The following is a 13,765-nucleotide window of genomic DNA, read 5'->3' on the forward strand; positions in this document are numbered from 1 at the left end:
GTCGTTCGTTCATTCGGGCAGCTCCAGGCCCGCTGCCGCGAAGTCCGCGCGCAGCTGGGCGATCTCGTCGTCGGTGGCGTCCACGAGTGGGGGTCGCACCGGGCCGGCCGGCAGGCCCAGCGACGCCAGGCCCGCCTTCACCAGGATGGTGCCCTGGGTACGGAAGATGCCGGTGAACAGCGGCAGCAGCCGCCGGTGCAGGGCCAGCGCGGTCGGCATGTCCCCCGCGTCGTACGCCTCGATCATCTGTACGGTCAGCGCCCCGGTGAAGTGCGTCGAGGTGCCGACCACGCCCACGCATCCGACGGCAAGCGCCGGCAGGGTGAGGGCGTCCTCGCCGCTGTAGAAGGCGAGGGCGGTCCGGCTGGTGACCCAACTGGTGGCGGTCAGGTCGCCCTTGGCGTCCTTGACCGCGACGATCCGGCCGTGTTCGGCGAGCCGGACCAACGTCTCGGTGTCGATCGGCACGCCGGAGCGGTGTGGGATGTCGTACAGCATCACCGGCAGGCCGGTGGCGTCGGCGACCGCGGTGAAGTGTCGCAGCAGCCCGCTCTGCGGCGGCTTGTTGTAGTACGGGGTGACCACCAGCAGGCCGTGCGCACCCGCCTTCTCGGCGGCGGCGGCCAGCTCGATGGTGTGCCGGGTGTCGTTGGTGCCGACGCCCGCGACCACCTTGGCGCGGTCACCGACGGCCTCCACCACGGCCCGGATCAGGTGTTCCTTCTCCACGTCGGTGGTGGTCGGCGACTCGCCGGTGGTGCCATTGACCACCAGCGCGTCGTTGCCCTGCTCGTCGACCAGGTGGCTCGCCAGCCGGGCGGCACCGTCGAGATCGAGGGAACCGTCAGGGGTGAACGGGCTCACCATGGCTGTGAGCAGCCGGCCGAAGGGGCGGGACGCCGGTCGGGCCGCGGCGTCGAGGTGGTCGTGCGTCATACCCTCCAACCTAGCGGACGACCAGCCGGAGCCCGCCGGGGAAGGGCTCAGGACGCCTCGTGCGGGCTGACCGCCACCTCGGTGCCGTCCGGCAGCGTGGAGATCACGAAGTCGGCGAACACGTTCGGGGCGACGCCCTGCAACTGGCGCAGGCACTCCACGGCCAGCTCACGGATCTCCACGTCGGCGTGCTCGGTGGCCCGCATAGCGACGAAGTGCCGCCAGGCCCGGTAGTTGCCGGAGACCACGATCCGGGTCTCGGTGGCGTTGGGCAGCACGGCCCGGGCCGCCTGCCGGGCCTGCTTGCGGCGCAACGTCGGGTTGGGCTCGTCGGAGAAGCGCTGCTCGAGGCCCTCCAACAACTCGGTGTACGCCCGGACGCTCGCCTCGGCGGCCTCCACGAACGTCTTGTGCAGCTCGGGGTCGTCGGCGATGACCGCCGGCTCGACCATGGCCGCGTCCCGCTCCGGGACGTAGCGCTGGGACAGCTGGGAGTACGAGAAATGCCGGTGCCGGATCAGCTCGTGGGTGAAGGAGCGGGACACCCCGGTGAAGTAGAAGGTGACCGACCCGTGCTCCAGCACGCTCAGGTGGCCCACCTCGAGGATGTGCGCCAGGTAGCCGGCGTTGGTGGCGGTCGCCGGGTTCGGCTTCTTCCACGACTGGTAGCAGGCCCGGCCGGCGAATTCGGCGAGCGCCTGGCCACCCTCCGCGTCGGTCGACCACGGCACGTCGTCCGGGGCCGCGAATTGGGTCCACGCGATCAACTTGACCTGGGGCTGCACCATGTCCGGCATTCCTGGGACTGTAGTAGTGCGGTGCCCACCGGCCCAACTCAGGCGCGCCCCCTGCAATGTCGATCACTCAGCCAGCGACGAGGCACCAACGCCCACCCCGCAGACCGCGTCCCCCGCAGGGCCGCGTCCCCCACAGGCCGCGTTCCCCGCAGGCCGCGTTCCCCGCAGGCCGCGTTCCCCGCAGGCCGCGTCCCCCGCACCGCGGACAGGACAGCCCGTCCCGTCGCCGCCCTTTGGAGCTGACTCGTTTGCGACATCAGCCCTGGCGTATGGCCGACGAGCGCGGCACCGGGCACGCCCATGCACCGAATGGCCGCTTCGTCCCGCAAGGTCGCGCAACAACATGGATGTAGTGGCATCCGGCCGCGCCCGACACCACTACATCCAGGATCGAGCGCGATCTTGCGGCGCGAAGCGTCGGCTGCGGCGGGCCGAGGGCGCGGCCAGACGGGCGGTTCGCTGGATGATCGGCTCGGGTTCATGAAAGTCGGGGTGTCCGGAGCAGGTTGATCACCCGACTTCCTGAAAGTCGAGTCGATCATGGAATCGCAGGCGGTGGCGGACTTTCGACTGCCACGGCTGAGTCCTTCGCACGCCCACTGCGACCCGATGGACCGAGCTGGGAGCGGTTCATCGGCAGCGGTCGGCGGGGTTCCACGTGATGCCGCAAACGGTTCAGCTCCAAAGGGCCCGACTGTCGCATGCCCGCCGAGCGCCATCTATCCGGAGGACGGTGGGCGGGAGTCCATCGGACGGCGGCTCATCCGGCAACGGCACATCCGGCAACGGCAGGTCGGGCGAAAGCCGTCGGGCAACGACCGATCGGGCAACGGCGGTCCGGCGACGGCGGCGCGGGCCGGACGGTGCTGGATCAGACGTAGAGGGAGGTGAACGGTGCCCAGGGCAGGTTGCGTAGCACCGAGAAGGCCAGCCACGCGCCCAGGAACCCGCCGATGACCTTCGAGCTGATCCGCAGCTCGGGCAGTCGCCACCCGAACGCCTGGCTTCCCGCCCAGGCCACGAAGAGGTACGCGAGGAACGGCAGCGCGAAGACGAACACGAAGTGGTGCCGGGCGGCAGCCGGCAGGTCGCCGTGCAGCACGTACCAGAGTGCACGGGTGCCACCACAGCCCGGGCAGTCGAGCCCGGTGGTCAACTTGAGCAGACAGGTGGGCGCGGCGTCCGGGTCGGCGTGGGTCGGGTTGCTGAGCAGCGCGTAGCTCATGCCCACGGCGACGCAGCCGAGCGCGGCCAGTGGCACCGCCCAGCGCGGGGAACGTTCGTAGAGCCGCAGCACGAACCGGGTGAGCCGGTCCGGCTCAGGTGCTGCGTAGCCACCCGGCGGGGTCGTCGGCCACCCGTCCGGGCTCGAGCCGCTGGGATCGAACCCACCGAAACCGGAACCGCCGGGACCGCTGCCGGCCGGTGCGGTGTGGACCGCGCCGGGGGCGGGCTGCGGCTGGTCGGCCGGTCCGGGAACGCTCGTCACGCGCTCACCGTACACCGGACACGCCCGCCAACGCGGCGGTGAGCGGACCGGCCAGGTCTCCGGCAGCGGGTGGTGCCACCGCGTCCAGGCCGAGCCAGCCGGCGAGTCGGTACAGCTCGGCGGCGAGCGCCACGGCGGTCTCCCCCGGGTCGGCGCCGGGTTCGAGCCAGGCGGCCGGCACCAGCAGCACCCCGGCCTTGCGGTCGGCCTTCAGGTCGACCCGGGCGGTGAAGCGGTCGCCCTGCAGGAACGGCAACACGTAGTAGCCGTAGACCCGCTGGGGCGCCGGAACGTAGATCTCGATCCGGTAGCTGAAGTCGAAGAGCCGCTCGGTGCGGGCCCGCTCCCAGATCAGCGGATCGAAGGGGCTGACCAGGGTGTTGCCCCGCACCCAGCGAGGCAGCCGGGCGGACGTGTGCAGCCACGCCGGCTGCCGCCAACCCGCCACGGTGACCGGGACCAGCTCGCCGGCCTCGGCCAGCTCCGCGACGGCCTGCCGGGCGCCGGCCAGCGGCAACCGGAAGTAGTCGCGTAGCTCCGGCTCGGCGGCCACCCCGAGTGACCGCGCGGCGAGGGCCACGAGCGTGCGGTACGCCTCGGCATCCGTGGGGGTGGGCGCGGCCAGCACCGCGGCGGGCAGCACCCGCTCGGGCAGGTCGTAGCGGCGGGCGAAGGAGGTGCTGCGGTCGGCGGCGGTCACCTCGCCGGCCCAGAACAGGAACTCCAACGCGCGCTTGACCGCCGACCAGTTCCACCCCCAGTTGCCGGTCTCGCGCGGCGCGTCGTGCTCGATCTCGGCGGCGGTCAGCGGCCCTCGGGCGGCCACCTCGTCGCGGACCCAGGCGACCAGCTCGGGCTGCTCCTGGGCGATCCGCCGCATGCCACCCCAGGACTCGCTGTGCGCGCGGGCCATCCGCCAGCGCAGCACCGGGTGCAGCTCCACCGGGACCAGCGACGCCTCGTGACCCCAGTATTCGAACAGGTCGCGCGGGCGTTTGTAGGCCGCTCGGTCGAGCATCGTGGTCGGGTAGGGCCCGAGCCGACTGTAGAGCGGCAGGTAGTGCGCCCGTTGCAGCACGTTCACCGAGTCCATCTGGATCAACCCGACCCGGCCCAACACCCGGCGCAGATGCCGGCGGGTGGGCACGCCCGTCGGCGCCGGGTCGGCGAAGCCCTGGGCGGCGAGCGCCACGCGGCGGGCCTGGGCGAGCGAGAGTGCTTCCGGTGCGGTCATCGTCGGCGACCTTAATTCATCGGTACGACGCCGGTGCGGGAAGCTGGACGTGACGACCAACGGGGCATAGAACGGTGCAATGCTGACCATCCGTCGGGAGGAGCCGGACGACGCCGAGGCGGTCGCCCGGGTGCACGTGCACGGCTGGCAGGCCGGCTACGCGGGCTTCATGCCGGACGAGGTGCTCGGGCGGCTCAACGTGGCGGCCTGGGCGCAGCGCCGTCGCGACGTCGGTACCGCCGATCCGGAGCACCCGTTCGCCACCCTGCTCGGTGAGGTGGACGGGGTGGTCGTGGGCTTCACCACCTTCGGGCCGTACCGCCGCAACCAGGACCGGGACGACCTGGACCCGACGGTCGGCGAGGTGGTGGCGCTCTACGTGGAGCCGGCCTGCTGGGGCGACGGGACCGCCGCCGCGCTGCTGAACGCCGCCCGGAGCGGCCTCACCGAGCGGGGCTGGGCCGGGTACCGGGCGTGGGTGTTGGCGGACAACCGGCGGGCTCGCCGGTTCTGCGAGCGCGTCGGCCTGTCACCCGACGGTGAGCTGTCGACCTATCAGGTGCCGCTGGCCGGCGGGGTCCCGCCTGTCGGGTTGGTCGAGCTGCGGTACGCCGGTCGCCTCGACAGCTGACCCGGCCGGGGTCAGCCACCGGCGGATCGGCAGGAAGGCCAGCAGCGCCAGACTGATCCACACGTAGGCGTTGCTGCCCAGGAAGCCGTCCACGCCGGTGAAGTCCTTCTCCCAGAACCAGACGGTCCGGCTGATCAGCAGCGCGTACCCGATGGTCGCGGCGACAAGCAGGACCCGCCGTCGGCGGCCGGCCGGCGCGGCCATCGCGTTGTCGACGAGCAGGATCAACGCGGGCAGCAGCCAGACCAGATGGTGTACCCAGGTGACCGGGCTGACCAGACACATCACGGCGCCGGTGAGCGCCAGGCCGGTCGCCTCGTCGCGGGCCGCGGCGGCCCGGGACCGCCAGGCCCAGAGCGCGACGGTACCCAGGACCAGCACCAGCCACAGCAGGGTGCTGGGGTGCTGCGGGTCGAGTCGGGCGACCACCCCGCGCAGCGACTGGTTGGAGACGAACGCCAGCTCGCCCACCCGCCCGGTGTTCCACAGCGCCTCGGTCCAGAACTCCCGGGACGCGTTCGGGAAGAGCGCGGCGGCAAGCAGCGTCACCGCGGCGGCCGCGCCGCTGGCGGTGAGCGCCGCCCGCCAGCGCCCGGTCACCAGCAGGTAGACGATGAACACGCCGGGGGTCAGTTTGATCGCCGTGGCGAGGCCGATGCCAACACCGGTCCACCGGCTGCCGGCCGGCAGCAGCCGCAGCAGGTCCACCGCCACCAGGAAGAGCAACAGCGTGTTGACCTGGCCGAAGTTGACGGTCTCCCGCATCGGCTCGAACGCGGCGGCCAGGCAGAGCGCCACGGCGAGGGCGAACCACCGAGTCCAGCCGGCGCGGCGGGCGATCGGGTCGACGAGCCACCAGATCAGCACCGTCGTGGTGACCACACTGGCGAGGACGCTCACCACGATCGCGGCAGTCCACGGCAGGTACGCCATCGGCAGCATGACCAGGGCGGCGAACGGCGGGTAGGTGAAGCCGTACTGGGTGTTCGGCTTGAGGTAGTCGTAGATCTCCCCGCCGTCGTGCACCCACCACGTCAACGCGCCGTAGTAGACCTTCAGGTCGAAGAAGCCGTGCCGCACCGCCGCGACGGCGAGGAACCCGGTGACCGCCGCGGCGAGCACCACCACCCCGGCGACCTGCGCGGTCGTCCTGTTGGCACCCTGCGCCACCGTCGTCTCCCCCGCCCTGCGTAGGCTTCCGTCCCATGGCTCTCGGGTACGTCCGCCCGGCGCGTCCCGAGGACGCCGGCGAGATCGCACGCATCCAGCTCGCGACCTGGCGGGTCGCGTACCGCCGGATCCTGCCTCGGCATGTGCTCGACAACCTGGACGAGGCGTTCCTCGCCCGGCGGTGGAGCGCCGCGGTGCTGGAGCCGCCCTCGGGCGCACACCGGGTGCTTGTCGCCGTCGAACAGGCCGAGCAATCGTATCTGGTGGGGTTCGCCGCCTCCGGCCCGGCCGACGGCGAGGCCCTCGCCCCGGGTGAGCCGGCCGGCGCGCTCGGCCCGGACGTGGCCGCGGTGACGGACCTGCTCGTCGAGCCGCGCTGGGGTCGGCGCGGGCACGGTAGTCGACTGCTCGCCGCCGCCGTCGACCTGTGGCGGGAGGACGGCATGAGTCGGGCGGTGGCCTGGGCGTTCGATGGTGACGAGGCAACCCGCACGTTCCTCACCAGCACCGGCTGGGAGCCCGACGGCGCGGCCCGGGCGCTCGACGTCGACGACATGCTGGTGCCTCAGGTGCGCCTGCACGTGGCGGTGCCGACCGAGCCACTCGCCGAGGACCGCCCCGGCGAGTGACCCGGCCGGGTCAGCCCTTGTCGGAGCCGTCGTTGGCGTCGCGGACGAAGTACCGCTGGAACACCACGAAGATGATCGCCACCGGGATGGTGGCCAGCAGCGCGGCGCCGAGTTTGAGCGGGTACTGGGTGCCCTTGCCGAGCGAGCCGCTGACCAGGTCGGCCAGGCCGCGCGGCAGGGTGAACAGGTCCGGGTCCTGCACCGACACGAGGCTGTGCGGGAACTCGTTCCAGGAGCCCTGGAACGACAGGATGGTCAGGGTGATCAGTGCCGGTTTCGCCATCGGCAGCACCACCGACCAGAAGGTGCGGAAGATGCTCGCCCCGTCGATCCGGGCGGCCTCCTCGACACTCACCGGGATCGACTCGAAGAACTGCTTCATGATGAACACGCCCGCCGCGTCGGCGAGCAACGGCACCACCAGACCGGCGTAGCTGTTGTAGAGGCCCAACTGGTTGAGCACCAGGAACTTCGGGATCAGCAGCACCACCCCGGGCACCGCCATCACCGCGATGACCGCGGCGAACAGCCCGCCGCGACCCCGGAAGCGCAGCCGGGCGAGCGCGTACCCGGCGAGCGAGTCGAAGAACACCCGGCCGAGGGTGACAAGCACCGTCACCAGCAGCGAGTTGCCCAGCCACAGCGGGAAGTTGGTGCCGGCGAAGATCCGTTCGAAGCCGGCAAGGGTGAGCGGGTCCGGGAACGGTGACAGCGGGTTCGCCGCCGCGTCCGGCTCGGTCTTGAGCGCGTTGCCGATCTGGATGACGAACGGGTAGAGGAACACCAGCCCGAAGAAGACGAGTGTGGCGTACCCCAGGAAACGGGTGGCCAGGGTGCGGGCCGCGCGGTGGTCGCGCCGCGCGGGCGTCGCCGCCGGGCGGTCGGTGAGCACGGCCATCTCAGGACCTCTCCGGTACGCGCCGACGCCGCCAGCCGCGCCGCGGCCGGTCGGTGTCCCGCTCGGCCAGCGCCCGGCGCTGGATGAGTGTGAGCACGATGATGATCAGGAACAGGACGAACGAGATCGCCGCGCCGGAGCCGTAGTCGAAGTCCCGGAAGGCGGTCCGGTACGACAGGTACGCCGGGGTGAGGGTGGTCTTGGCCGGGTCGCCCTGGCTCATCACGTACACCTGGTCGAAGACCTGCCAGGAGCCGATCATGCCCAGGGTGAGCACCAGGAAGGTGGTGGGCCTGATCATCGGCAGGGTGACGTACCGGAAGCGCTGCCAGCGGGACGCGCCGTCGAGGGTGCTCGCCTCGTCGAGCGTGACCGGCACGTTCTGCAGGCCGGCCAGGAACATCAGCATGAAGGTGCCGGAGGTGGTCCAGACGACGAGCGTGATGATCGATATCATCGCCACGCTCGGGCCGGCCAGCCAGTCCCACCAGGTCAGCCCGAACGGGCCACCGTCGGTGAGCGCCGCCGGCGGCGAGTCCACACCGACCGCGCCGAACAGCAGGTGCAGCACGCCCCGGGAGTCGGCGAACCACTCCGGGCCGTCGATGCCGAAGAAGCCGAGCAGCGCGTTCACCGCGCCGGAGTTGGCGAAGAGGAACAGGAACACCACGCTTATCGCGACGGAACTGGTCACCGAGGGGAAGTAGAAGGCGCTGCGGAAGAAGCTCTTGCCCTTGAGCATCCGGTTGTTGACGACGAGCGCCAGTCCGAGCGCCAGCAGCGTCTGCGCCGGCACCACGATCGCCACGTAGTAGATGTTGTTGCGGATGCTCGTCATGAAGTCGCGGCGCGCCAGCCCGTCCTCGGTGAACAACTGCGTGTAGTTGTGCGCGCCGACGAACGGGACGTCGCCGGTGAACGGGCTGCCCTGGCCGTTCCAGTCGGTCAGGCTGACCCAGAGCGCCATCAGGATCGGCAGCAGCAGGAACAGCCCCAGAATGACGATCACCGGCGCGACGAAGAGCCATCCGGCGAGGTTCTCGTTGCTCCGGATGCCGCCCCTGCGTCGGCGGGGGCCGGCCCCGCCCGTGGTCGCCACGGCGGTCAGTGTCTCGGTTGCCATCTTCCCTCCCTTCTCTTCTCAGGCCGACGTGCGGTGAGGGCCCCGGTGATCGCCGGGGCCCTCACCGTCACCTCAGCTGCCGCCGAGCGCTGCCTTGGCGTTCTTGTCGAAGTTCTGCAGGACCGTCTTCGGGTCACCGTTGGCCAGCCCCTGAAGACCGGTGTCGAGGTCCTTGAGGACGCTGTCCATCTTCGGAGCGTTCACCGGGCCCTGGGCGTACGCGGCGCCGTCGATGAACGGCTTGTCGGCCGGGAAGGCTGCGGTGTACTGCTCGCCCGCCGACTGGCGGGACGGCATGACGCCGAACGCCTTCGCGAAGGTCATCTGCTGCTCACCGCTCGTCAGGGCCTCGACGAGCTTGATCGCCTGGTCCTTGTACTTGCTCTTGGCGGCGATGCCCCAGCACTGGGTGAAGGAGAGGGTGCCCTGGCCCTTCGGGCCGGCCGGCAACGCCACGACCTTGTACTTCACGGTCGGGAAGTCGTTCTGCAGGGCACCCTTGATCCAGTTGCCCTCGATGGTCATCACGGCCTTGCCCTTGCCGAACGCCTCACCGGACCAGCCGGCGTCGAGCTGCTTCGGGTACTTGGCCAGCCCGGTGCTGAGCATCGTCTTGACGTACTGGAGGGCGGCCAGGTTCTCCGGGGTGTCGGCAGTGGGCTGCTTGCCGTCCTTGCTGGTCAACCAGCCACCGTTCTGCACCATGAAGGCGCCGATCCGGTCCCGGGTGTCGCCGAGGGCCAGCGGGACCTGCCCCTTGGCCTTGATCTTCTGGGCGACCGCGGTGAGCTGGTCCCAGGTCGTCGGCACGTCGGCGTCGGTCAGCCCGGCCTTGGCCCAGAGGTCGGTGTTGATCTGCAGGGCCAGGGTGGAGAAGTCCTTGGGCGCGCAGTAGAGCTTGCCGTCGTACGTGAAGGCGGTGCGCAGGCTCTCGTAGAAGTCGCCCGAGTTGCTGACCTTGTCGCCGTACGGCTCGAGGGCGCCGACGCTCGCGTAGTTGGCGAACTGGGCCGCGTCCACGTAGAAGACGTCCGGCGGGGTGCCACCGGCCAGCGCCTGCCCGAGCTGCTGGGTGAGGTCCTGCGCCGGGGTGACCGTCGCGGTGTTGCCGGAGCTGCCGGCCCACTTCGCGGCGGCGTCCTGCACCGCCTTGGTCTCGGCGTCGCCGGAGGAGCCGATCAGGATCTGCAGGCTTGCCGGCCCGCTGGACTGGGCGGTGTCGCCGGACGAGTCGTCGAAGCCGCTGCCGCAGGCCGCGGAGCCGAGGAGGGCGACGGCGGCGAGGCCGGCCACCGCTGCCCGGGTGATTGTTCGGGGTGCCATGGTTTCTCCTGGTGGGGGGTGGGACTACGCGGGGTGGAACTACGCGGTGTGCCGCAACGCCAGCGAGGGCTGGAGCAGCACGGGGTCGGGGGTCTCGTGGTCGCCGTCGAGGACCCCGGTGAGCAGGTCCACGCAGCGGGCGGCGGCCTCGCCGAGCGGTTGGCTGACGCTCGTCAGCCCGACCGCGGCGGCCACCGGTGTGTCGTCGAAGCCGATCACCGACACGCTCTGGTCGATGCCGCGGATCGCCTGGAGGGCGCCGAGGGCGAGCGAGTCGCTGGCGCAGACCACGGCTGTCGGTGCCACGGCGTCGAGCAGGTCACGCATCAGACGTTCGCCCTCGGCAATGCCGTCCTCGGTCTCCCGGTGCAGCCCGCTCGGGTCGACGTCGGCCGCGCGTAGCGCGTCACGCCAGCCGGCCCGCCGGTCGTCGCCGACCCCGGAGCCGTCCGGCCAGCCGATGAAGGCGATCCGCCGGTGGCCGGCGTCGAGCAGGCGTCGGGTGGCCTGGGCGGTGCCGGCGGCGCCATCCACGTCCACCCAGGGGTGCGCGTCGAGCGCGTCCCACGGGCGGCCGAAGGTCACGAACGGTACGTCCCGGTCGGCGAGCCATTCGGTACGCGGGTCGCCGTACTTGGTGCCCACAAGCACGAACGCGTCCAACTCGTAGGTGCCGAGCAGGTCACCGTAGGTGGCGATCTCCCGGTCGTCGTCGGTGGCGGTGTAGAGCAGCACCCGGTAGCCGGCGGCGTCGGCGGTCTCGGTGAGGCCGTGCAGGAAGCGGTCGAGCACGGATCCGTTGATGCCGTCGCGGGTCGGGTCGATGCGGGCGGCGATGAGGCGGGACCGGCCGGTGCGCATCTGTCGGGCGGCCTGGTTGGCCCGGTAGCCGAGCGCGTTGATCGCGTCCTGGACCCGCTGACGGGTCTCCTGCCGCACGATGTGCGGGCTGTTGAGGACGTTGGACACGGTCTGCCGGCTGACTCGGGCGTGCCGGGCCACCGTCGCGATGGTCACCTTTTCGGCCACTTAATCCCTCTCGCCATCTTGAACGATCCAATTTGGATAAGGCAGGATTGGATCGTTCAAGTTTCTGGAATGTTTCGCACTTTGCACCGCCAGGGGCGCGTTGTCAAGATGGCCGCCCCGCACCCCGAGGATCTGGAGCCACACCGTGATCGAACGCCAGCTGCAACCCCTCCTGCACGAGTTGGTAGGGGTGGTCTTCGCCCCGACCAGCGCGCTTGGGGACGCGACCGGGCAGATCCGCCCGACCGGCGTCCAGGGCGTCTTCCACGCCGACGCCCGGGTGCTCTCCCGCGCCGAGCTGCGGGTCGACGAACGGGAACTCGAAGGGCTGACCCGCGGCGACGATGGCCCACACGGTGCACGCTTCGTCGGTCTGGCCCGCTGGCTCGGCGACCCCACCCCCGACCCGACCGTCCGCGTCGACCGTCTGCGCCGGGCCACTAGCAACGGCCTCACCGAAGAGCTGCGGATCGTCTCCACCGCCACTGTCGACGTACGCGCCACCGTCACCGTCGACCTCGGCTGCGACCTGGCACCCATCGAGACCGTCAAGTCCGGTGGCGCCGTCCCCGCGCTGGAGGCCAAGACCGGCCGGCCGGGCGTGCTCACCTGGTCGGGAGCGGGAATCACCGTCACCGTCACCGCGTCCGACGCGGACGTGCTGGCCGACGCCGAGCGGGCCACCGCACCACGGCTGGCGTGGCCGGTCGACCTGCCACCCGGCGGCGAGACCGTGGTGCGCTGGCAGCTGACAGTCGAGGACCCGCACGCCGTCGTCGTCGGCCCGGCCGGCGCGCCGGAGTGGTCCCGGCCCGAGGTGACCGCCGACGACCGGCGCCTGGTCCGACTGCTGGACCGCAGCCTCGACGACCTGCGCAGCCTCCGGCTGGCCGAGACCGGCGCACCTGAAGACGTGTTCCTCGCCGCCGGGGTGCCCTGGTTCCTCACCCTGTTCGGCCGGGACAGCCTCTGGGCCGCCCGGATGATGCTGCCGCTCGGCACCGACCTGGCCGCCGGCACCCTGCGCGTCCTCGCCCGCCGGCAGGGCACCAGGCTCGACCCGGCGACCGGCGAAGCCCCCGGCAAGATCCTGCACGAGCTGCGCCGACACGAGTTCTCGGTGCCCGGCAACGGCCTGCGCCTGCCGCCGGCGTACTACGGCACCGTCGACGCCACGATGCTCTGGGTCAACCTGCTGCACGACGCGTGGCGCTGGGGCATGCCCGCCGAGCAGGTCGAGCCCCTCCTGCCGCACCTGGAGGCGGCGCTGCGCTGGCTCGGTGAGCACGCCGACCCGGACGGCGACGGCCTCGTCGAGTACGTCGACACCACCGGGCACGGGCTGTCGAACCAGGGCTGGAAGGACTCCGGCGACGCCGTCCGATTCCGCGACGGCACCCTGGCCACCGCGCCGATCGTGCTGGCCGAGGTGCAGGGGTACGCACACGAGGCAGCCGTGAACGGCGCCGCCCTGCTGGACGCCTTCGGCCGCCCGGACGCCGACCGCTGGCGCGAGCACGCCGCCGGGCTGGTCCGCCGCTTCCGGGACAGTTTCTGGGTGGACGGCCGGTACGGCCCGCAGCCCGCGCTCGCCCTCGACCGCGACAAGCGTCCCGTCGACTCGCTGACCAGCAACATCGGCCACCTGCTCGGCACCGGCCTGCTCGACCGGGACGAGGAAGCCCAGGTCGCGCACCTGCTCACCACCGACACCATGGCCGCCGGGTTCGGGCTACGCACCATGTCCAGCGACGACGCCGGCTTCAGCCCGCTGTCGTACCACTGTGGCTCCATCTGGACCCACGACACCGCGATCGTGCTCGGTGGGCTGGCCCGCGCCGGGCACCGCGAGGCGGCACTCGGGCTGGCCGACGGGCTGCTCAGCGCGGCCGAGGCGTTCGACTACCGGATGCCCGAGCTGTACGGCGGGGACGACAGGTCACTGCTGGGCCGCCCGGTGCCGTACCCGGCTTCGTGCCGACCGCAGGCCTGGGCCGCGACGGGTGCCGTGCTGCTGCTCCAGGCCGCCACGGGCCTCTACCCGGATGTGCCGGGCGGCACGGTCCGACTCGCACCCCTGGCGGGAGCGGAATTCGGTGCCGTAGCCGTCGACGGCCTCCGCGTGGCCAACACCCCGGTGACCGTCACGGTCAACCGCACCGGCGACGCCACAGTCACCGGACTCCCCACCAAGCTGATCCCCACCCAGCCAACCCCAACCTTCCCCACCCAACGCCGCCAGAAAACCCCCCACCCCCACTAACCCCAAACCCCCCGCCCCCGCCCCGTCCTGCCCTCGCCCACGCCCCCCGCCCCGTCGATCTTGGAGTTGTGGTGGGCGAAAGCTCCGTGTACGCCCCTTATGCGAGGCACCACAACTCCATGATCGACGCAGGCCAGGCCGACCGCCCCGGCGACGCTTCTATAGGTGGGCCGGTTCCGGGAGGTTGGCATCGGTAGGGTTCGACGTCGGTGATCGACGAGTGACTCATGCAAGATCTGGCCG

Annotated in this window: 12 protein-coding genes; 3 read left to right on the plus strand and 9 right to left on the minus strand. The window is 71.4% G+C overall.

The window, feature by feature from the left end; all coding sequences use genetic code 11:
* Positions 1 to 9: 9 nt before the first annotated feature.
* From dapA to ACWER9_RS23930, 4 genes are all read right to left on the minus strand, one after another.
* Positions 10 to 936, minus strand: coding sequence for a 4-hydroxy-tetrahydrodipicolinate synthase (gene dapA, locus ACWER9_RS23915; RefSeq protein ID WP_452303934.1), 927 nt, complete (start codon positions 934 to 936; stop codon positions 10 to 12).
* 47 nt (positions 937 to 983) lie between these two features.
* A complete protein-coding gene (gene thyX, locus ACWER9_RS23920) occupies positions 984 to 1,724 on the minus strand; it encodes an FAD-dependent thymidylate synthase (protein ID WP_452303949.1) in 741 nt (246 codons plus the stop codon).
* Positions 1,725 to 2,604: 880 nt separating this feature from the next.
* Positions 2,605 to 3,222, minus strand: coding sequence for a DUF2752 domain-containing protein (locus ACWER9_RS23925; RefSeq protein ID WP_452303935.1), 618 nt, complete (start codon positions 3,220 to 3,222; stop codon positions 2,605 to 2,607).
* A gap of 4 nt (positions 3,223 to 3,226) precedes the next feature.
* Positions 3,227 to 4,456 carry a winged helix-turn-helix domain-containing protein gene (locus ACWER9_RS23930; protein ID WP_452303936.1) on the minus strand — a complete coding sequence of 410 codons (1,230 nt, stop codon included), beginning with the start codon at positions 4,454 to 4,456 and terminating at the stop codon, positions 3,227 to 3,229.
* A 79-nt stretch (positions 4,457 to 4,535) separates the two neighbouring features.
* On the opposite strand from ACWER9_RS23930, the gene ACWER9_RS23935 reads away from it, so the two are divergent.
* Positions 4,536 to 5,087 (plus strand): N-acetyltransferase family protein, encoded by a 552-nt coding sequence (locus ACWER9_RS23935; RefSeq protein WP_452303937.1) that lies wholly within the window; start codon positions 4,536 to 4,538, stop codon positions 5,085 to 5,087.
* Here ACWER9_RS23935 and ACWER9_RS23940 read toward each other — a convergent pair.
* On the minus strand, positions 4,986 to 6,257 hold the full coding sequence (locus ACWER9_RS23940) for a glycosyltransferase family 87 protein (RefSeq protein ID WP_452303938.1): 1,272 nt from the start codon (positions 6,255 to 6,257) through the stop codon (positions 4,986 to 4,988). The genes ACWER9_RS23935 and ACWER9_RS23940 overlap by 102 nt on opposite strands.
* A gap of 35 nt (positions 6,258 to 6,292) precedes the next feature.
* Between ACWER9_RS23940 and ACWER9_RS23945 the strand changes: the two genes are divergently transcribed.
* Entirely contained in the window at positions 6,293 to 6,886 is a 594-nt protein-coding gene (locus ACWER9_RS23945; RefSeq protein WP_452303939.1) for an N-acetyltransferase family protein, read from the plus strand.
* Between the two features lie 10 nt (positions 6,887 to 6,896).
* Here the strand turns inward: ACWER9_RS23945 and ACWER9_RS23950 are convergent, their stop codons facing one another.
* The 4 genes from ACWER9_RS23950 to ACWER9_RS23965 form a co-directional block, all read right to left on the minus strand.
* Complete coding sequence (locus ACWER9_RS23950) at positions 6,897 to 7,784, minus strand: carbohydrate ABC transporter permease (RefSeq protein ID WP_452303940.1); 888 nt, start codon at positions 7,782 to 7,784, stop codon at positions 6,897 to 6,899.
* Position 7,785: 1 nt separating this feature from the next.
* The gene (locus tag ACWER9_RS23955; RefSeq protein ID WP_452303941.1) at positions 7,786 to 8,907 is read right to left on the minus strand and encodes a carbohydrate ABC transporter permease; all 1,122 of its coding nucleotides are present in this window, start codon (positions 8,905 to 8,907) and stop codon (positions 7,786 to 7,788) included.
* A gap of 72 nt (positions 8,908 to 8,979) precedes the next feature.
* Positions 8,980 to 10,230 carry a sugar ABC transporter substrate-binding protein gene (locus ACWER9_RS23960; protein ID WP_452303942.1) on the minus strand — a complete coding sequence of 417 codons (1,251 nt, stop codon included), beginning with the start codon at positions 10,228 to 10,230 and terminating at the stop codon, positions 8,980 to 8,982.
* A 39-nt stretch (positions 10,231 to 10,269) separates the two neighbouring features.
* Entirely contained in the window at positions 10,270 to 11,259 is a 990-nt protein-coding gene (locus ACWER9_RS23965) for a LacI family DNA-binding transcriptional regulator (protein ID WP_452303943.1), read from the minus strand.
* A gap of 145 nt (positions 11,260 to 11,404) precedes the next feature.
* Here ACWER9_RS23965 and ACWER9_RS23970 point away from each other — a divergent pair, with 145 nt between their 5' ends.
* A complete protein-coding gene (locus tag ACWER9_RS23970; RefSeq protein ID WP_452303944.1) occupies positions 11,405 to 13,522 on the plus strand; it encodes an amylo-alpha-1,6-glucosidase in 2,118 nt (705 codons plus the stop codon).
* Positions 13,523 to 13,765: the final 243 nt, after the last annotated feature.

The organism is Micromonospora sp. NPDC003944, assembly GCF_053605225.1.